We start from the raw sequence: 18,666 nt of genomic DNA on the forward strand, positions 1-18,666 counted from the left end.
CTCGGAGGTGGTTTTTTCAGCCCTGGCGCGGGCCGGGCCGGAGGGCGCCGGAAAAGGCGACGATGACGAGGGCGATGACGGCGACCAGCCCGAACGACAACCGAAGCGAAGTCGCATGGGCCACGAACCCGATCACGGGTGGGCCCAGAAGCAGCGCGCCGTAGCCCAGCGTGGCCACCGACGCGATGGCCTGACCCGCCGAGACCTCGGGGTCATTGGCCGCGCGCGAGAAGGCCATGGGGATGACGGCGGCATATCCCATGCCCATGAGGACGAACCCCGCCAGCGCGACCCAGAGCGACGGGGCGAGGGCGCAGACGAGGTATCCGCTGGCCGCGAAAGCTCCCGAGAGGTGCGCCATGGTGATAGGTCCGAAGCGGTTGATGAGCCAGTCAACGTTGAGCCGCATCACGACCATCGTCACGGAGAAGACCGTGTAGGCGAGCGTCGCCTGCGCCTCGCCGACCAACAGCACGTCCCGCAGGAACACCGCGCTCCAGTCTACCGCCGCCCCTTCGCCAAGACCGGCGGCCAGCGCCATGACGCCGACGAGGATCAACGCGCCCCGAGGCAGGGCGAAGGCGGGCGCGGCGCTGCCGGTCGGACGGACGCGGGACGTCCAGGGGAGCAGGAGAAGGGGTCCCAGTACGACAGCCGCGATCACGACGACCGCGCCGAAGTGCGGCCAGGTCGGCGCACCAAGGCTCGTCGCGAGATACCCGCCCGCCGCGCCGACCCCGGCGCCCAGGCTCCACATCGCGTGGAACGACGACATGACGGAGCGGCCCATGTGCCGCTCGACCTCGGTCGCCCAGGAGTTCATCGTCACGTCCATCGCGCCGTGGCTCATGCCGAAGACGAAGAGCGCCATGCCAAGCGCGAGGGGCGTGCCGGCCAGTCCGACGCAGAGCGTGGTCACGAGGTAGGCGACGGTCAGCCAGCGCGTGACCCGGACCGCCCCGCGTTGGTCCGCGACGCTTCCCGCGACGGGAAAGGACACCAGCGCCCCGATCCCCATGAAAAGAAGCAAGACTCCCAGCGCTCCTTCGGTCAGGTCCAGCCGTTCCACATAGGTAGGCACGCGCGACGCCCATGTGCCCAGCAGGACGCCGTTCAAGGCGAAGGCTGCCGCGACGGAGGTCCAGGGGGGCAAGAGCTTACGCATGGATCACCTCCATGCCGGCAACGGCGAAGGGATCGGTCACGTCGGCGGTCGCGGTCGTGACGAGGGTGTGAACAGCGTCGCAGGGCGCGACCCGGTGGCGAGCGCGGCGGCCCAGCTTGTCCGGTCCTGCGATCATCACTCTCCGATGCGACACGGCAACGAGCGCGCGCTTGACGTCGGCTTCGTCGGCATCGTCGGCCCCGAGCCCGAAGGTCGTGTCGAGCGCGCAGACCCCCAGAAAGGCGATGTCGGCGGACACGTCGGAGATGTCGGCCACGGTGCGGTGGCCCACGCTGATCGCTCCCGCGCCTGACAGGCGCCCCCCGATCAGGTGGACGTCGATTCCCGTCGTCAGACAGGCCAGCGCCACGGCGGGCGCAGGCGTGACGACGAGCGCGCCGGGCAGGGGTGGCAAGGCCCGGGCGAGGGCGAGCACGCTGGTCCCGCCGTCCATCGCTATGACCATGCCGTCTTCCACCAAACCCAGCGCCGCACGGGCCATTGCTTCCTGTTGAGGGGAGACATCGGAAAGACGCGCCGCGAACCCCGCCATGGGCCGCGCCACCGGCATCGCGCCGCCGCGTATGCAGCGCGCAAGCCCCTGTTTTTCCAGGGCCTTCAGATCGCGTCGGACGGTATCGACCGACACATCCCATTCTTCGGCCAACCCGGCGATATCCAGCGTTTCTCCACCTTCGAGGCGCTTGCGGAGCCGTGATTTTCTGTCTTCGGGCAGAGATTTGGACATGCTGATCTCGGGACAGGGAGTTGCTTGCTATTGCCGCTTTCTGCCGCATTTTGCGGTTTTTTGCAATGCACGATCCCCGAAGGGTCGGTTGAGCCGCGCAGGCTTATGTTGCCATCGTGCAATTGGTCGTTTTCAAACGCCAAATGTCGCAATCTCTTGTCTGCCGGGGTGCGCGGCCCGCTATCAACGGGATAAGGCAACCGGAGGACACCATGGCCGACGAAACGATCGAAATGGGCGCGCGTCGCCGGGCCCGTGGCAGCGGGGGCGGCGCCGCGCGTCGCGCCGAACGCACGACGAGACGCATCGAGCTTGTCCCGATCCTCGAGCGAATGACGCCGACCATCGACATCCTCCACGACGAGGCGATCGAGATCATCGAACGCAATGCGGAAACGATTCTCGAAGAAATCGGCGTGAACTTCACCGAAAACCCGGCCGCACTGCAGCGTTGGCGCGACGCGGGCGCGGACGTTCGCGGCGAACGGGTCCACATTCCTCGTGGCCTCGCCCGCGAATTGTGCAAAACCGCGCCGTCGGAATACACCCATCACGCCCGCAATCCCGAGCGTTCGGTCAAGGTCGGCGGCAACAACCTTGTCTTGGCCCCGGTCTATGGCCCGCCCTTCGTGCGCGACATCGACGGTGGCCGTCGCTATGCGACGATCGAGGATTTCCGCAATTTCGTGAAGCTCGGCTACATGTCGAAATGGCTGCACCTCTCGGGCGGCACGGTCTGCGAACCGACGGACGTTCCGGTGAACAAGCGCCACTTCGACATGCTTCACGCCCATATCACCCTGTCCGACAAACCCTACATGGGTGCTGTCACCGACCGGGAATGGGCGCGCGACAGCGTCAACATGTCCAAGATCGTCTTCGGCGATGATTTCGTGGACCAGAACGCCGTGATGACCTCGCTCATCAACATCAACTCGCCGCTCAGTTTCGACCTGACCATGATGGGCGCGCTCGAGGAATACGCTGCCGCAGGTCAGGCCGCGATCATTTCGCCCTTCATCGTCGGCGGTGCCATGGCGCCGGTGTCGGTGGCGGGCACGCTGACGCAGGTCTATGCGGAAGTCATGGCGGGGGTCGCCTACTCCCAGCTCGTGCGCAAAGGCGCGCCGGTGATCTTCGGGGCCTTCGTGACCTCGATCGACATGAACTCGGGCGCACCGACTTTCGGCACGCCGGAGGCCGCGCATATCACTTATGGTGTCGGCCAGCTGGCCCGGCGGATGGGGCTTCCCTATCGGTCGGCGGGTGGTTTCACCGGCTCCAAGATCCCGGACGCACAGGCCGGTTACGAAAGCGCCAACAGCCTCAATGCCGGGCTCAACGCCGGGGTGAACTTCATGCTTCACGCCTGTGGCTGGCTTGAAGGCGGTCTTGTGTCCTCCTACGAGAAATTCGTGATGGATGCCGACCAGCTTGGCGTTCTGCACCGTATGGCGCGGGGGGTGTCCATCGACGAGGAAGCTCAGGCCATGGACGCGATCCGCGAAGTGGGTCCGGGCGGGCATTACCTTGGCTGTGCGCACACCCAGCGCCACTTCAAGGAAGCTTTCTGGCGCACCGAGGTGCTCGACTACAAGCCCTTCGAGACATGGGACGAGGAAGGCGCGCGTGACACCGTCACGCTGGCCAATGCCAAGGTCAAATCCATGCTCGAAAGCTACGAGGCGCCGGCGCTCGACCCTGCCATCCGGGAGGCGCTCGACGCCTATATCGCGCGGCGCAAGGCCGAGATGCCGGACGCTTATACCTGACTCGCGGTCGCGGATACGACACAGGTCCGGCGTCCGTCATGGAGCGAAAACGCCGGCCAGCCGCCCCTCGGCGATCAGGGCGACGAGAAGCGCGACATGGCGTGCCGGCCGATAGGTCGTGACGCCGTCGCGCCTGTCGCGATCTTCTTTCGCTTCCTCCTCCGCCAGACGGAGCATTGCATCCCCCGGGGGCGGCAAAGCGGCCTGTCCGATCACATGGGGCAGGTCGCGGTCCCTGTCGTAGGTGCCAAGCCTCACACGCGCCGTTTCGATCAGGAGCCTCGGCCGGAAAAGGGCAGGGGTTTGGGCTTTGGAACTTTCCTGAGTGGCAGTCAAATCAACCTCCATCGGCTATGATTCGCCTCCAGATTGCACAACCTAAGCGGGTGTTGCGGAGGTGGTCGGAGCACCGCGCGCATTGATAGCGTCTGGTTAACAAACTGTTTCCATTGTGTTTATAGAGCATTCGGATGAGCCAATGTTGCAATTGGTACAGAGCATTGCACAAACCGAACGACTCGCCTTAAAGTTGTTTTCACCTTCGGGGGGAAACGTTTCGACACAGGAGGGTCCCATGCCCAAAGATGCGGATTTCCACGGTGGCGACGGCCGGCAAATGCCGGCGCTGTCTCCCGTCTGGGTGCCGGATCGCGTGGTAACCTATCTGGCGCATGTGGAAGGCGGGACGAGCCTCAGGGCGCTCGCCGAGCGGGACGGATGCCACGCTTCGACCGTGATGCGGAAAGTGCGGCGGACCGAAGGCCAGCGTGACGATCCCCTCACGGATCGGGCGCTCAATTCCCTTGGTGCAAAATGGCGAAACGGGGCCGGCAACGGTCATCCCTCCCTCAAGACAGAGGGCCGGACCTTGTCCCAACGCACCACGGACCTGGATGACGAAAAACTGGACCGCGACATGCGCCGTTCCCTGCGCGCGCTGGCCGATCCGGGGGCGATGCTGGTGATTGCGGAGGGGGTCGAGGATGCGGCTGTCCTGGGCCGCGCCGCCGATGACCCCGACCGGCCTGTGCGCAAGGCCGTGGTGCCGCGCGAAGTCGCCGAGCTGCTTGCGCTCAACGAATGGATATCGGGGGAGGTCAGCGGTCGTCTGTCGCGCTACCGGATCACTCCCTCGGGGCGGACGAAACTCCAGCACCTGATCGCGGAAGAGGAAACGCGGCGCGCCGACGGCCTCGAGGCGATGGATCGCTCAAAGCCGCGCCCGCCGGGGCAGACGCGCGGTCGCAGCGTGGGGGCCGAACCGCCTTTGCGTGTGCTCGCCCGACGCAAGCGGTCCTGCGGGGAGCCGTTTCTCGACCGGCCCATGACGCAGGCGGCCGAGCGGTTTCGCGAAAGCTATGAAATCGCGCGGGCAGGGGGCGCGATCGGGGACGACATTGGGCGGTTGCTGTCAGGCGGCTACCAGTCCGTGGCGCCGAACGCGGCCTCGCCGGGCAGGGGGGCCTTGGTCATGAAAACCCCTCGCCACATCGTCGCCCATGAAAGCCTGCATCGCGCCCTCGCGGCTCTTGGACCGGAGCTTGCCGAGACCGTCATTCTGTCTTGCTGCCATGAGGACGGGATGGAGGCGATCGAGGAGAAGCTCGACTATCCCGCGCGCTCGGGCAAGATCGTCCTGCGGATCGCGCTCGGCACGCTCGCCCGTCACTACGCCGCCGTGGGTGATGAAGGACAGGACCTGATCTATTGACCGATGTGGGCGGTCAGCTTGCCATGGAAAAGGCGCCGGAGCCGACAAGGACGACGTCGAAGTCGATGTCGGGAAAGGATGCGCGCACCTCGCGGCGCACCATCTCCGGTCGCGGCAGCTGAGGCGTCAGCGCGCGGTATCGGCCACGATATCCCGCCTGCGCCAGTCTGTGCGCCACTTCGAGGCAGTCGAACTGGCTGGTCACGAGCGGGGAAATCACCACATCCGGTTCGAACTGCGCGAGCACATCCGGGCAAAGCTCCGAAAAGCTGAGAAAACGGGTGTCCGGTATGACCGCCACACCATCGCCCGGATGGTGATGTGCAGGGCCAATCGCCAGAACCCTGAGCCCCGCAGTCCGGGGTTTCACAGCGGTCGGCGCCTTGAGCGCCGCCGAATTTCGTCGAACTTCTACCATTCCGATCCCCAGACGAGATATCTCTGCTTGGTTCGGTCCGGATCCGACGGTCACGCCGTTTGGTGATAGTGGATAAACCATTTTTTGCAAAGAATAGTTTTCCCCTGCGGCAAGCGACATTTCGGCACGGTGTGTTTCGCGACGGGGCTTTACACGCTCGGACCTTCGACACACTCTCCGCCGCAAAAAGCGCGTTCCCCGGGGTAGCGAAAGAGGCGTCCATGACCGTTGAAACCCTCGTCAAGGCCCTGCCTATCCCCTGTGCGGTGATCGACCGTTCGATGCGTGTAACCGTTCTGAACGATGGCGCATCCGCGCTCTTCGGGCGCGAAACGTTGGGGAGGCCCGCTGCCGCAGTCTTTCGCCAGCCCGCGCTTCTCGATCCCATCGAACGGGCCATGGCGACGGGCTCTGCGGGCACAGGCAAGCATCTCGCCGTGGCCGCGAACCAGCGGGAGCGCGTCTTCGAAGTGAGGATCGCGCCCTACGAAGGCGGGCTGGTGCTGTCGTTTCAGGATCAGACCGCGACTGCGGAGGCGGGGGAAAGGCGTTCGGAATTCGTGGCCAACGTGAGCCACGAACTGCGCACGCCGTTGACCGCGATTTCCGGCTTCATCGAGACCCTGCGCGGCCCGGCCCGCGATGACGCCGTGGCGCGCGACCAGTTTCTCGAGATCATGGAACGTGAAGCGCGACGGATGAACCGGCTCGTGGACGACCTCCTGTCTCTGGCCAAGGTCGAGGACCTCGAACGGCTGCGCCCGACCGAGGACGAAGACATCGCCGAACTGGTCGAAAGCGCCGCACGCTCGCTTCGGGGGCTTGCCGCGGAGAAAGGTGTCGAACTGACCGTGAAAGGGGCCGAAACGCCCGTATTCCTGCCCGCCGACGCCGACCAGATGACCCAGGTCTTCACCAATCTGATCGAGAACGCGATCAAATACGGCGGCAGCGGCGGCATCGTCACCGTCAGCGTCGAAACGGTGGACAGCGATCCACGTCTGCGGGGGCCCGGGATCATCGTGACGGTGGCCGACCGGGGCGAAGGCATCGACGAGCGTCATCTCGGGCGGCTGACGGAACGGTTCTACCGAATCGACAGCCACCGGTCGCGCGGCATGGGCGGCACCGGGCTCGGGCTTGCCATCGTGAAGCACATCGTCAACCGGCATCGCGGGCGGCTCCGGATCGAGAGCAAGGTGGGGCAGGGCAGCCGTTTCAGCGTTCTCTTGCCCAAGAGCTGACGTGTCGCGGCCCGTCATTTTGAGAAGCTTTACAGAACTGTTACAAATTCGTCGCAAAACCATCGTGGACTCACCTTAGGCCCCAGCCTCAGGACAGCGCGGGAAACCCCGTGCTCCTGACGCAGAACCGAAACAGGAGAAACTGATGTCTTTTGCGAAACTGACCGCCTCGACCCTGGCGATCGCCGCCGCCACCACCGGAATGGCCGTTGCCCGTGATCAGGTCCAGGTGGCCGGGTCCTCCACCGTGCTTCCCTATGCCTCGATCGTCGCCGAAGCCTTCGGCGAAAACTTCGACTTCCCGACCCCGGTCGTGGAATCGGGCGGCTCCTCGGCCGGTCTCAAGCGCTTCTGCGAAGGCGTGGGCGAGAACACCATCGACATCGCCAATGCTTCGCGCGCCATCAAGGACAGCGAAGTCGAAGCCTGTGCCGCCGCCGGCGTGACCGACATCATCGAAGTGCGCATCGGCTATGACGGCATCGTCTTCGCCAGCCAGATCGACGGCCCGGCCTTCACCGCCTTCGAAGCCGCCGACCTCTACAACGCGCTGGCCGAGCAGGTCGTCGTTGACGGCGCGCTCGTCGACAACCCCTATACCACCTGGAACGAGTTCAACGCCGACCTCCCGGACGCCGAAATCGCGGCCTTCATCCCCGGCACCAAGCACGGCACCCGTGAAGTCTTCGAAGAGAAAGTCCTCCTGCAGGGCTGTGAAGACACCGGCGCAATGGAAGCCATGATCGCCTCCGGCATGTCCGAAGACGACGCCGAGGGCGCCTGCATGGCGGTCCGCACCGATGGCAAGTCGGTCGACATCGACGGCGACTACACCGAGACGCTCGCCCGCATCGACGCGACCCCGAACGGGATCGGCGTGTTCGGCCTCGCCTTCTACGAAAACAATACCGACAAGCTGAAGACCGCGACCATGGGCGGTGTGGAAGCCACGACCGAGACCATCGCCGCTGGCGACTACCCGGTGTCGCGTCCGCTCTATTTCTACATCAAGAAGGCCCACATCGGCGTGATCCCTGGCCTGAAGGAATTCGCCGAGTTCTTCGTGGCTGACGAAATCGCCGGTCCGTCGGGCCCGCTCGCCCAATATGGCCTGGTGTCGGATCCCGAGCTGGCGTCGACCCAGTCGATGATCGCGAACGAAGAGACGATGAACTAAGGTTCGGCGTTTCTAGAAAGGGTCTGGCGCGGGACGGAAGTCTCGCGCCAAACCTTCCCCGCGGGGACGATCTCCGCGACTGACATCCCAAGACAGGCCGAGGGAGCCCTTCCCGAAGCCCTCAAGCCGGAAAGCCGATGTCCCCCCTCATACTCCTCGCCATCGTCATCGCCCTTTCGGTCGCCGGCTACGTCCTCGGACGCGCCCGCGCCGTGGCCTCCGTGGACGACGTGCGCAAGCTGCACTCGCTGCCGAATTTCTACGGAATGAATGTGGCGATGCTCGCCTTCGTTCCCGCTGTCCTGCTCCTGGCCGTCTGGGTCGTCGCCCAGCCGATGGTGATCTCCGGGCAGGTCAGGGGGATGGTCCCCGAGACCATGTACGATGACACCGGCGCCCTGAGCCTTATCATGTCGGATGTGAGCCGGGTGGCAGAGGGCCTCTCGCTTGCCGTTCAGCAGGGCGTCGTGAGCGCAGAAGAGGCCGCGTCGCTCGACGCCGGCACGACCAACGTGCGCGAGATGCTCGCTGGCGTCGGTGTCGCGATCGGGTCGGACGTGGCGCCCGAAGTGCTCGAGGCCGCGCAAAGCTACCGCGCGATGAACAGCACCGGCCATTGGATCATGACGGTGCTCGTGCTGATCGTAGCCGTCGCCGGCTTCCTTTATGCCTATCGCTCGACCACCGGCGAGATGCGGGCGCGCAACCGGGTGGAGCAGGGCATCCTGATCCTTCTCATATCGGCGGCGCTGATCGCGATCCTGACCACGGTCGGCATCGTGCTGTCGCTTCTCTTCAACACGATCAAGTTCTTCCAGCTCTATCCGGCTGACGAGTTCTTCTTCGGCACCACCTGGGCGCCATCATTCGGCGGCGGATCGGAGCTTGGGATCCTGCCGCTCCTCTGGGGCACGCTCTACATCTCTCTCATCGCGCTTGCGGTGGCCGTGCCCATTGGGCTCTTCGCGGCGATCTACCTGTCGGAATACGCCGGCCCCAAGCTGCGCTCTGTCGCGAAGCCGCTGCTCGAGGTGCTCGCCGGTATTCCCACCATCGTCTACGGTCTCTTCGCGCTTCTGACCGTGGGTCCGCTCCTGCTCGAGGTGTTCGGGGCAGGGGGCATCCTGAGCCTGGGCTGGATGCAGGGCGGGACGGCGGTCATGACAGCGGGGCTCGTGATGGGCATCATGCTCATCCCCTTTGTCTCGTCGCTCTCGGACGACATCATCAACGCGGTGCCGCAGGCGATGCGTGACGGGTCCTATGGGCTCGGCGCGACCCAGTCCGAAACGATCCGCAAAGTCGTGCTTCCGGCCGCGCTTCCGGGCATCGTGGGGGCGATCCTCCTCGCCGCGTCGCGCGCCATCGGCGAGACCATGATCGTGGTCCTGGGCGCTGGGGCGGCCGCTCGCCTCAGCCTCAATCCCTTCGATGCGATGACCACGGTCACCGCCAAGATCGTGAGCCAGCTCACCGGTGACGCGGACTTCGCGAGCCCCGAAGCGCTGGTCGCCTTTTCGCTCGGAATGACGCTCTTCGTCGTCACGCTCTGCCTCAACATCCTCGCGCTCTACATCGTGCGCAAATACCGGGAACAGTACGAATGACCGACATCACGCCAGACAACATCGGCGCCGGCCCGAGCCGTTCGTCGATCCTGCGCCCGGATGCGCGGACCACGAAACGCAACGCCGCCGAGAAACGCTTTCGCATCTATGGCATGATCGCCATCGCGATCGGGATGTTCTTTCTCGTGGCACTCTTGACCACGATCATCTCGCGCGGCATTCCTGCCTTCCAGCAGACCTTCATCGTCCTGAATGTCGACCTGCCGGAAGAGACGCTCGACAAGTCCGGGACCCGGGACCTCGATGAGATGAAGAAGGTCTCGACCTTTGGATATTCTCCGCTGATTGACCAGGCGATGGCCGATGCGTTGGCCGGGCAGGGGATCGAGAACCCATTCGAAAGCGCCAAGGACCTTGGTGCGCTCCTCTCGGCCTCGGCTGCCGCGCAGGTCCGCGATCAGGTGCTCGCGAACCCGGACCTCGTGGGCACGAGCCATGAATTCAAGGTACTCGCCAGTTCGCGCGTCGACGGCTACCTCAAGGGGCGTGTAACCCGCGAGAGCATCGAACGCGACAAGAGCATCAGCCCGGCGCACCTCGACCTCGTCGACGCTTTGCAGGATGAAGGCGTGGTCACGAAGAGCTTCAACTGGAGCTTCATCACCGGGGCCGATGCGTCGGAAAGCCGCCCGGAGCAGGCGGGGATCGGCGTCTCCATGCTGGGGTCCCTCTACATGATGTTCGTCGTGCTGGCGCTCTCGCTGCCCATCGGTGTCGCCGCCTCGATCTATCTCGAAGAGTTCGCCAAGCAGAACCGCTTCACCGACCTGATCGAGGTGAACATCTCGAACCTCGCCGCGGTGCCTTCGATCGTCTTCGGGATCCTGGGCCTCGCCGTATTCATCCAGTTCGTTCACCTGCCGCAGTCCGCGCCACTGGTCGGGGGTCTCGTCCTCACGCTCATGACACTGCCGACGATCATCATTTCCACCCGCGCGGCAATCAAAGCGGTGCCGCCCTCCATCCGGGAGGCCGCTCTGGGAATCGGGGCGTCCAAGACGCAGACCGTGTTTCACCACGTTCTGCCGCTCGCCATGCCCGGCATCCTCACCGGGACGATCATCGGCCTCGCCCAAGCGCTTGGCGAAACCGCGCCGCTGCTCCTGATCGGGATGGTGGGCTACATCGCCTCGAACTATCCGGACGGCGTCATGGACGGGTTCCTCAGCCCCAACTCGGCGATGCCCGCCCAGATCTATGAATGGGCGAAACGCGCCGATCCGGCCTATTACGAACGGGCCTGGGGCGGGATCATCATCCTGCTGATCTTCCTCATGACCATGAACATCATCGCGGTGATCCTGCGCCGCCGGTTCGAGCGCCGCTGGTAAGCGCGCCCCATTACAAAAGGAGCGGGGAGTTCCTATGATGAAAGACAATATCGAAGAAAAAATCGGGGTGGACGCGATGGAAACCAAATTCTCGGCGCGCGACGTTCAGGTCTATTACGGCGACAACCACGCCATCAAGGACGTGAATGTGGACATCCTCGACAAGACCGTGACCGCCTTCATCGGTCCCTCGGGCTGCGGCAAGTCGACGTTCCTCAGGTCGCTCAACCGGATGAACGACACCATCGACGTCTGCCGGGTGATGGGTGACATCCTGCTCGATGGCGAAGATATCTACGATCCCAAGGTCGACCCGGTGCAGCTACGCGCCAAGGTGGGCATGGTGTTCCAGAAGCCGAACCCGTTTCCCAAGTCGATCTACGACAACGTGGCCTATGGCCCGCGCATTCACGGGCTTGCCCGCAACAAGGCCGAGCTGGACGAGATCGTGGAGAAATCGCTCCGCCGCGGTGCGATCTGGAACGAGGTCAAGGATCGGCTCGACGCGCCGGGGACGGGGCTTTCAGGCGGGCAGCAGCAGCGCCTGTGCATCGCGCGCGCCGTGGCGACCGAACCGGAAGTGCTCCTGATGGACGAACCGTGCTCGGCTCTGGACCCCATCGCGACCGCGCAGGTCGAGGAACTGATCGACGAACTCAAAGCCAACTACTCGGTCATCATCGTCACCCACTCAATGCAGCAGGCCGCGCGGGTGAGCCAGAAGACGGCATTCTTCCACCTGGGCCATCTCGTCGAATACGGCGACACGAACCAGATTTTCACGAACCCGACCGATCCCCGGACGGAAAGCTATATCACCGGCCGGATCGGGTAAGGAGCACGAAGACTATGAGCGAACAAAGCCAACACATCGCCTCGGCCTTCGACCGGGATCTGGAAAGCATCCAGGCGCTCGTGATGAAGATGGGCGGGCTCGTCGAAGCCGCCATCCGGGACAGCGCTCAGGCGCTCAAGGCGCGGGATCTGGAGCTTGCCGAAAAGGTGCGCAAGGGAGACCAGAAGATCGACGAGCTCGAAGACCTGATCAACACCCATTGCGCGCAGGTCATCGCCATGCGCCAGCCGATCGCGAGCGATCTGCGCACGGTGCTGACCGTTATGAAGATTGCCGGCAACCTGGAGCGGATCGGAGACTACGCCAAGAACCTTGCCAAGCGGACCGAGGTCCTGAGCCACATGCAGCCCATCGGTGATGCCACCAGCGCGATCAAGCGGATGGCGCGGGAAGTGGAGCATATGCTCAACGACGGGCTCGACGCCTATATCCGTCGCGACGCGAAACTCGCCGACGACGTGCGCCACCGCGACCTCGAAGTCGACCAGATGTACAACGCGCTTTTCCGCGAGTTCCTGACATTCATGATGGAAGACCCGCGCAACATCACGGCCTGCATGCACCTCCATTTCATCGCCAAGAATATCGAGCGGATGGGGGACCACGTCACCTCGGTCGCCGACCAGGTGATCTATCTCGCGACAGGTACCATGCCCGGGGACCCGCGTCCCAAGGACAACCAGTCGATCTACAAAGTGGACGGAGCGCTTGACGAGGCTGATGAATGAGCGCCGATAAACCGTTGGTCTTGCTGGTTGAAGACGAGCCGGCCCAACGTGAGATCCTGCGCTACAACCTCGCGTCCGAGGGCTATGACGTGTCGATCGCCGAAAATGGCGACGACGCGCTGGTGCTGGTGGAGGAAATCGGTCCGGACCTGATCCTGCTCGACTGGATGCTTCCGGGTGTCTCGGGGATCGAGATCTGCCGCCGCGTGAAGAGCCGAAAGTCGAGCGTGGATATTCCGGTCATCATGCTCTCGGCGCGGTCGGACGAGCTGGACCGGGTACGCGGGCTCGAAACCGGAGCGGACGACTATATGGTCAAGCCGTTCTCGGTGCAGGAGCTCATGGCCCGCATCCGCACCCAGCTTCGGCGCACGCGGCCAGCCAGCGTGGGGCAGCGGCTCGAATACGAGGATATCGTGCTCGACGGCGAAACCCATCGTGTCACGCGCGATGGCGCCGCGATCAAGCTCGGGCCGACGGAATTCCGGCTCCTGACGACCTTCATGGAAAAACCGGGCCGCGTGTGGAGCCGTGAACAGCTTCTGGATCGTGTCTGGGGCCGCGAGGTCTATGTCGATACGCGCACGGTTGACGTCCACGTGGGCCGATTACGCAAGGCGCTGTGCCGCGACGGTGGAGAGGATCCGCTGCGCACGGTGCGGGGCACGGGCTACGCGCTGGGGTAGGTTCCGGGGCATAGCGGCTTCGCCACATGCCTCCGTCGCATAATCAGTATTATGTAAAATTTATTGACGTGCAAACCCGCGCTCACGCTTGGTATCGGGCATTCCCTCAACCGACCGGCAAGCGTTGCAATCCGCAAGATATTTGCAACTTGGGGAGGATTTGTCTCGACAAGTCTGCCCCTGCGCCCTTGAATGAAGGGAACGATCGACCAGCGATGTGCCCGTCAGAGGCGCATGCCGATCTTGGAATGAAGGGGTTGGGATGCTGGCATTCGCCGGTCCTCTCGTGAGAGCGAAGTCGCTGCAGCAGGTGTGGAGCCTTCTGTCGAGCGAAATGGCGCTCTATGGGTTCGACCGCCTGATCTATGGCTTCACGCGCTTCGCGACGCCCAACGGTGTCGGTGCGCTTGAAGATGCGCTGTTCCTGACCAGCCACGACCGGCAGTATTTCAATCGTTTCATCGGCGACCGGATGTTCCTGCATGCGCCGCTGACGCGGTGGGTGCAGGAAAACAAAGTCGGATCCTGTTCCTGGGGCGCGCTCTGGACGAAGCCGGAGGACCTTCGGCCAGAAGAGCGTGACGTGGTCGCCTTTAACATCGCGATGGGTGTAACAGCCGGATACACCATCGCGGTCCCTACCCCGTCGCCGCGTTCCTACGCGCTCTTTGCGCTGACCGGCATGCGCGGATTGACCCAGAAGGATCTGGATGAGACCTGGGCAGCACATGGCCCGGAGATCGAGGTGAAGTGTAACCTCGCCCATCTCAAGATCGCCTCCCTGCCGATCGACACGGCGCGTACGAAACTGTCTCGGCGGCAGCTCGAGGTGCTCGAATGGGTCGCCCTCGGCAAATCGAACCAGGACGTCGCCACGATCATGGGCGTGTCGGTTCCGACGGTGGAAAAACACCTGCGCAATGCCCGTGAAAAGCTGGTCGTCGACACCACGGCACAGGCCGTGGCCAAGCTGACCTTCCTCAACCAGATGTATGTCAGCGCGACCGAGGGAACCGAAATGGATCTCAACCGGGAAGCCGGCGACAGCATGCGCCGCCTCTTCGCGACCGTTCCGGCGCATGACGGCTAGGACGCCCCCGAGCAGTGCGCGCCTGCAACAGTGAGGAGTCAAAGTCTCAGTAAGGAAAACCTTACTGGATCATGGGCGGTGAATCGCCGATGTTTGAGCTGTTCCGTGAGTGGTGGCTTTTGCCTGGGAACGGGGGTGGGGCGCTCGCGATTACGGGAAAGCTCCATCCCGCTTTAATCCTCAAGACAAAGAAATTGCGCGCATCTTTCTGAAAAGGTTGGGATAAATGGTGGCGCGGGTGCGGGCGCTGCTTGCGCTCGCCAAGGTGTCCCAAAGAAAAACGGCGCATCCTGAGACACGCCGTTCGAAGTTCAACGAGAGCCGGCCATGACCGGCCCTGTCCCTCAGGCGGTCAGCCCTGCATCGCTTTCGCGACTTCGGCCGCGAAGTCTTCTTCGACCTTCTCGATGCCTTCGCCCACTTCCATGCGGACGTAGCCGACGATCTCGGCGCCCGCCTCTTTCGCGGCGGCAGCCACGGTCAGGTCGGGGTTGATCACGAAGTTCTGGCCAAGCAGGGTCACTTCGCCCAGGAATTTCTTCATGCGGCCTTCGATCATCTTCTCGATCACGGCTTCCGGCTTGCCGGATTCACGCGCGATGTCGATCTGGATCTGACGCTCTTTTTCCACCACGGCCGGGTCGAGGTCGGCTTCCGACAGCGAGGCCGGGTTGGCAGCGGCGACGTGCATCGCGACCTGTTTGCCGAACTCTTCCGAACCACCGTTCAGCGCGACGAGCACGCCGATCTTGCCCATTCCGTCCGCGGCGGCGTTGTGGACATAGGAGACGACCGTTTCACCCGACACGGCGGCCATGCGGCGCACGCCCATGTTTTCGCCGATCTTGGCGATGGCGTCGGTGATCATTTCCGACACCGGCTTGCCTTCGACCGAGGCGTCTTTGAGCGCGTCGACGTCGGCCACGTTCAGAGCGGCAGCGGCGATTTTCGCGACCATGCCCTGGAAGTCGGCGTTCTTGGCGACGAAGTCGGTTTCCGAGTTCACCTCGACGGCGACGCCCTTGCCACCCGACACGGCGACGGCGACGAGGCCTTCGGCGGCGGTGCGGCCCGATTTCTTGGCGGCAGTGGCAAGACCCTTGGTGCGCAGCCAATCCATCGCGGCGTCCATGTCGCCGTTCGTTTCGGTCAGCGCTTTTTTCGCGTCCATCATGCCCGCGCCGGAAGTCTCGCGGAGTTCTTTTACCTGTGCAGCGGTAATCGCCATCTTGGATCTCCTATTGATCGAATGGGTCCGAGGGCGCGGTACACGCCCCCGGTATCAACTGTGTGACGATGAATGGCGACGCCCTCAGGCGCCGGCTTCCTCGGCGAGGGCTTCTTCGTTCAGCGTCTCTTCGAGCGCGCCGACGTCGATGCCGGCGGCTTCGAGCTGACCGGACATGCCGTCAAGCGCGGCGCGTGCGGCGAGATCGCAGTAGAGCGCGATGGCGCGTGCGGCGTCGTCGTTGCCGGGGATGATGTAATCCACACCCTTGGGCGAGCAGTTGGTATCGACGACGGCGACGACCGGGATGCCGAGCTTCTGGGCTTCGGCGATCGCGAGGTCTTCCTTGTTCACGTCGATGATGAAGATGAGGTCGGGAAGACCGCCCATCTCACGGATACCGCCCAGCGAAGCCTGGAGCTTAGCCTGGTCGCGTTCCATCGAAAGACGCTCACGCTTGGTGAGGCCTTCGGCGCCCGAGGCGAGCTTCTCGTCGATTTCCTTGAGGCGGTTGATCGACTGCGACACGGTCTGCCAGTTGGTCAGCGTGCCACCGAGCCAGCGATGGTTCATGTAGTACTGGGCCGACTTCTCGGCGGCATCCGCGATCGGCTTCTGGGCCTGACGCTTGGTGCCGACGAAGAGGATGCGGCCGTTCTTGGCGACGGTGTCACGAATGACCTTGAGCGCCTGATCGAGCATCGGCACGGTCTGGGTCAGGTCGAGGATGTGAATGCCATTGCGCTCACCGTAGATGAACTCGCCCATGCGGGGGTTCCAACGCTGAGTCTGGTGGCCAAAGTGAACGCCAGCTTCCAAGAGCTGACGCAGGGAAAATTCGGGGAGCGCCATGTCCATGTTCCTTTCCGGTTTGCGCCTGAGCGGGGTTTCAGGGTTGGCCTTTTCTGGCCGTCCCAACCGGTGGACCTTTGCGGGATGTCTCCCCGCAGGGCCCGACCCCGCCTGTGAAGTGCGCGCGGCATAGACCGCTTTTCCCCCTATTGCAACCCCCTGCCCCACATGCTCCAAGCGAAGCATGACCAAATCACCCGACATTCTGTGTATCGGCTCGGTCCTGTGGGACGTCATCGGCCGCACAAGCGCCCGCATGCGTCAAGGCAACGACGTTCCCGGCCATATAACGCGCATTCCCGGCGGCGTCGCCCTCAATATCGCGATGACGCTTCGGCGTTTCGGCCTCTCGCCGGGCCTTCTGTCCGCGGTGGGCACGGATCCGGCCGGGGACGAGCTGGTCGATGCCTGCGACGACATGGGGCTTCAGACCGCGTTCCTTTTGCGGGACGCACGGTTGCCGACCGACACCTATATCGCGATCGAGGACGAGGCCGGGCTGGTTGCCGCCATGTGCGACGCCCATTCGCTCGAAGCGGCGGGCGACCGCATTCTCGCGCCGCTCTTCGACGGACGGCTCGGCTCCTACGACGCGCCGCATACCGGCGCCATCGGGCTTGACGGCAACCTGACGGAAACGCTGCTTGCCGATATCGCGCGCAATCCCGCTTTCGCCAAGGCCGATCTGCGCGTCGCGCCCGCCAGTCCCGGCAAAGCGACCCGTCTGGTTCCGCTCCTGGCCCACCCCGGCGTGACTCTCTACGTGAACCGCGAGGAAGCCGGGCTTATCCTTGGCCGGGATTTCGATGACGCCGCGTCGGCGGCCGAGGCCTTGGTCGGTGCAGGTGCCGCGCGGGCGCTCGTCACCGATGGCGCCGGTATCGCGGCCTGCGCCGACAAGCGCGGCGCGATCACCGCCCGACCGCCGGAGGTGGCGCAGAAACGCGTGACCGGGGCCGGCGACACTTTCATGGCGGCCCATATCGCCGCCGATCTGTCCGGCGCTGCCGTTCAGGACGCGCTGACCCGCGCCCTGGCTGCGGCCGCACGCTATGTTTCAGGAGAGGACGCGACGTGACCGACCCCATCACCTATTCCCCCGAGGTCGCCTCGGCCCTGAAGGACGGCGCTCCGGTCGTCGCGCTCGAGAGCACGATCATCACCCACGGCATGCCCTATCCGCAGAACGTCGAGACCGCCCGTCAGGTCGAGGCCGACATCCGCGCCGAGGGCGCCGTGCCAGCGACCATCGCCGTGCTGGAAGGGGTGCTCCATATCGGCCTGACCGAAGCGGAGCTCGACAGGCTCGCGCAGGCCCGGGACGTGGCCAAACTGTCGCGCGCCGACCTTGCCGCCTGCATGGCGCGGGGCGGCACGGGGGCGACGACGGTGGCCGCCACGATGATCGCGTCGCATCGCGCGGGCATTCATGTCTTTGCCACCGGCGGGATCGGCGGCGTGCACCGGGGAGCGGAGACGAGCTTCGACATCTCGGCCGACCTCATCGAGTTGGCCAAGACACCGGTCACGGTGGTGGCTGCCGGCGCGAAAGCCATCCTCGACATTCCGAAAACGCTCGAGGTGCTGGAGACTCAGGGCGTGCCCGTCATTGCCTTCGGTCAGGACGAGGTTCCGGCATTCTGGTCGCGGTCATCCGGCCTCGCCGCGCCGCTGCGGATGGATGACCCCGCCCTGATCGCGAAGGCCGCGCTCACCCGGTCGCGGGTCTTCGGGCTCGAGGGCGGGCAGCTTGTCGTGAACCCGATCCCCGAGACCGACGAAATCCCTCGCTCGGTCATGATCCCCGTTATTGAAGAGGCGCTCGCCGCCGCAGAGGCACAGGGGATCACCGCAAAGGCGGTGACGCCCTTCCTCCTCGATCACATCTTCCACGCCACGAAGGGCGCATCGCTGACCGCGAACATCGCGCTCGTGCGCAACAACGCGCGCCTCGGAGCCGCGATCGCCCGGGAATTCAGCACCATGGACGGCTGACGAGGCCCTCGGCCCCCATTTCAATCGCGGCGCGCAA

18 protein-coding genes are annotated in these 18,666 nt (G+C 64.4%); 12 read left to right on the plus strand and 6 right to left on the minus strand.

The annotated features are described in order from the left end of the window. Nucleotides 1-16: 16 nt before the first annotated feature. Both KJP29_RS12645 and KJP29_RS12650 read right to left on the minus strand, forming a co-directional pair. Nucleotides 17-1,165, minus strand: coding sequence for an MFS transporter (locus KJP29_RS12645; protein ID WP_218463900.1), 1,149 nt, complete (start codon nucleotides 1,163-1,165; stop codon nucleotides 17-19). Beyond that, a complete protein-coding gene (locus KJP29_RS12650) occupies nucleotides 1,158-1,913 on the minus strand; it encodes a DeoR/GlpR family DNA-binding transcription regulator (protein WP_218463901.1) in 756 nt (251 codons plus the stop codon). The genes KJP29_RS12645 and KJP29_RS12650 overlap by 8 nt, the downstream gene beginning before the upstream one ends. Before the next feature lie 212 nt (nucleotides 1,914-2,125). Here KJP29_RS12650 and KJP29_RS12655 point away from each other — a divergent pair, with 212 nt between their 5' ends. Continuing rightward, nucleotides 2,126-3,685: a trimethylamine methyltransferase family protein gene (locus KJP29_RS12655; protein WP_218463902.1), complete on the plus strand. Its 1,560-nt coding sequence runs from the start codon at nucleotides 2,126-2,128 to the stop codon at nucleotides 3,683-3,685. A 36-nt stretch (nucleotides 3,686-3,721) separates the two neighbouring features. Here the strand turns inward: KJP29_RS12655 and KJP29_RS12660 are convergent, their stop codons facing one another. Beyond that, nucleotides 3,722-4,021, minus strand: a complete 300-nt coding sequence (locus KJP29_RS12660) for a DUF6477 family protein (protein ID WP_218463903.1) — start codon at nucleotides 4,019-4,021, stop codon at nucleotides 3,722-3,724. A gap of 238 nt (nucleotides 4,022-4,259) precedes the next feature. Here KJP29_RS12660 and KJP29_RS12665 point away from each other — a divergent pair, with 238 nt between their 5' ends. Then, on the plus strand, nucleotides 4,260-5,396 hold the full coding sequence (locus KJP29_RS12665; RefSeq protein WP_218463904.1) for a DUF6456 domain-containing protein: 1,137 nt from the start codon (nucleotides 4,260-4,262) through the stop codon (nucleotides 5,394-5,396). Nucleotides 5,397-5,409: 13 nt separating this feature from the next. Here the strand turns inward: KJP29_RS12665 and KJP29_RS12670 are convergent, their stop codons facing one another. Then, nucleotides 5,410-5,814, minus strand: a complete 405-nt coding sequence (locus KJP29_RS12670; protein ID WP_218463905.1) for a hypothetical protein — start codon at nucleotides 5,812-5,814, stop codon at nucleotides 5,410-5,412. 221 nt (nucleotides 5,815-6,035) lie between these two features. Between KJP29_RS12670 and KJP29_RS12675 the strand changes: the two genes are divergently transcribed. From KJP29_RS12675 to KJP29_RS12710, 8 genes are all read left to right on the plus strand, one after another. After that, on the plus strand, nucleotides 6,036-7,058 hold the full coding sequence (locus tag KJP29_RS12675; protein ID WP_218463906.1) for a cell wall metabolism sensor histidine kinase WalK: 1,023 nt from the start codon (nucleotides 6,036-6,038) through the stop codon (nucleotides 7,056-7,058). Between the two features lie 145 nt (nucleotides 7,059-7,203). Next, nucleotides 7,204-8,235, plus strand: a complete 1,032-nt coding sequence (locus KJP29_RS12680) for a substrate-binding domain-containing protein (protein ID WP_218463907.1) — start codon at nucleotides 7,204-7,206, stop codon at nucleotides 8,233-8,235. Nucleotides 8,236-8,372: 137 nt separating this feature from the next. Beyond that, a complete protein-coding gene (gene pstC, locus KJP29_RS12685) occupies nucleotides 8,373-9,842 on the plus strand; it encodes a phosphate ABC transporter permease subunit PstC (protein ID WP_218463908.1) in 1,470 nt (489 codons plus the stop codon). Continuing rightward, on the plus strand, nucleotides 9,839-11,194 hold the full coding sequence (pstA, locus tag KJP29_RS12690) for a phosphate ABC transporter permease PstA (protein ID WP_218463909.1): 1,356 nt from the start codon (nucleotides 9,839-9,841) through the stop codon (nucleotides 11,192-11,194). The genes pstC and pstA overlap by 4 nt, the downstream gene beginning before the upstream one ends. Before the next feature lie 76 nt (nucleotides 11,195-11,270). Next, nucleotides 11,271-12,029, plus strand: coding sequence for a phosphate ABC transporter ATP-binding protein PstB (gene pstB / locus KJP29_RS12695; RefSeq protein WP_218464944.1), 759 nt, complete (start codon nucleotides 11,271-11,273; stop codon nucleotides 12,027-12,029). Between the two features lie 14 nt (nucleotides 12,030-12,043). Continuing rightward, nucleotides 12,044-12,778, plus strand: coding sequence for a phosphate signaling complex protein PhoU (gene phoU, locus KJP29_RS12700; protein ID WP_218463910.1), 735 nt, complete (start codon nucleotides 12,044-12,046; stop codon nucleotides 12,776-12,778). Next, the gene (gene phoB / locus KJP29_RS12705; RefSeq protein ID WP_218463911.1) at nucleotides 12,775-13,464 is read left to right on the plus strand and encodes a phosphate regulon transcriptional regulator PhoB; all 690 of its coding nucleotides are present in this window, start codon (nucleotides 12,775-12,777) and stop codon (nucleotides 13,462-13,464) included. The genes phoU and phoB overlap by 4 nt, the downstream gene beginning before the upstream one ends. A 262-nt stretch (nucleotides 13,465-13,726) precedes the next feature. Continuing rightward, nucleotides 13,727-14,554: a LuxR family transcriptional regulator gene (locus KJP29_RS12710; RefSeq protein WP_218463912.1), complete on the plus strand. Its 828-nt coding sequence runs from the start codon at nucleotides 13,727-13,729 to the stop codon at nucleotides 14,552-14,554. Nucleotides 14,555-14,906: 352 nt separating this feature from the next. Here the strand turns inward: KJP29_RS12710 and tsf are convergent, their stop codons facing one another. Both tsf and rpsB read right to left on the minus strand, forming a co-directional pair. Further along, the gene (gene tsf, locus KJP29_RS12715) at nucleotides 14,907-15,782 is read right to left on the minus strand and encodes a translation elongation factor Ts (RefSeq protein ID WP_218463913.1); all 876 of its coding nucleotides are present in this window, start codon (nucleotides 15,780-15,782) and stop codon (nucleotides 14,907-14,909) included. 84 nt (nucleotides 15,783-15,866) lie between these two features. Then, nucleotides 15,867-16,634: a 30S ribosomal protein S2 gene (gene rpsB / locus KJP29_RS12720; protein WP_218464945.1), complete on the minus strand. Its 768-nt coding sequence runs from the start codon at nucleotides 16,632-16,634 to the stop codon at nucleotides 15,867-15,869. 184 nt (nucleotides 16,635-16,818) lie between these two features. On the opposite strand from rpsB, the gene KJP29_RS12725 reads away from it, so the two are divergent. Both KJP29_RS12725 and KJP29_RS12730 read left to right on the plus strand, forming a co-directional pair. Beyond that, entirely contained in the window at nucleotides 16,819-17,712 is an 894-nt protein-coding gene (locus KJP29_RS12725) for a PfkB family carbohydrate kinase (protein WP_218463914.1), read from the plus strand. Then, on the plus strand, nucleotides 17,709-18,629 hold the full coding sequence (locus KJP29_RS12730; RefSeq protein ID WP_218463915.1) for a pseudouridine-5'-phosphate glycosidase: 921 nt from the start codon (nucleotides 17,709-17,711) through the stop codon (nucleotides 18,627-18,629). Before KJP29_RS12725 ends, KJP29_RS12730 begins: the two co-directional genes overlap by 4 nt. Nucleotides 18,630-18,666: the final 37 nt, after the last annotated feature.

It is taken from the genome of Maritimibacter sp. DP1N21-5 (genome assembly GCF_019218295.1).
Taxonomy (GTDB): domain Bacteria; phylum Pseudomonadota; class Alphaproteobacteria; order Rhodobacterales; family Rhodobacteraceae; genus Maritimibacter.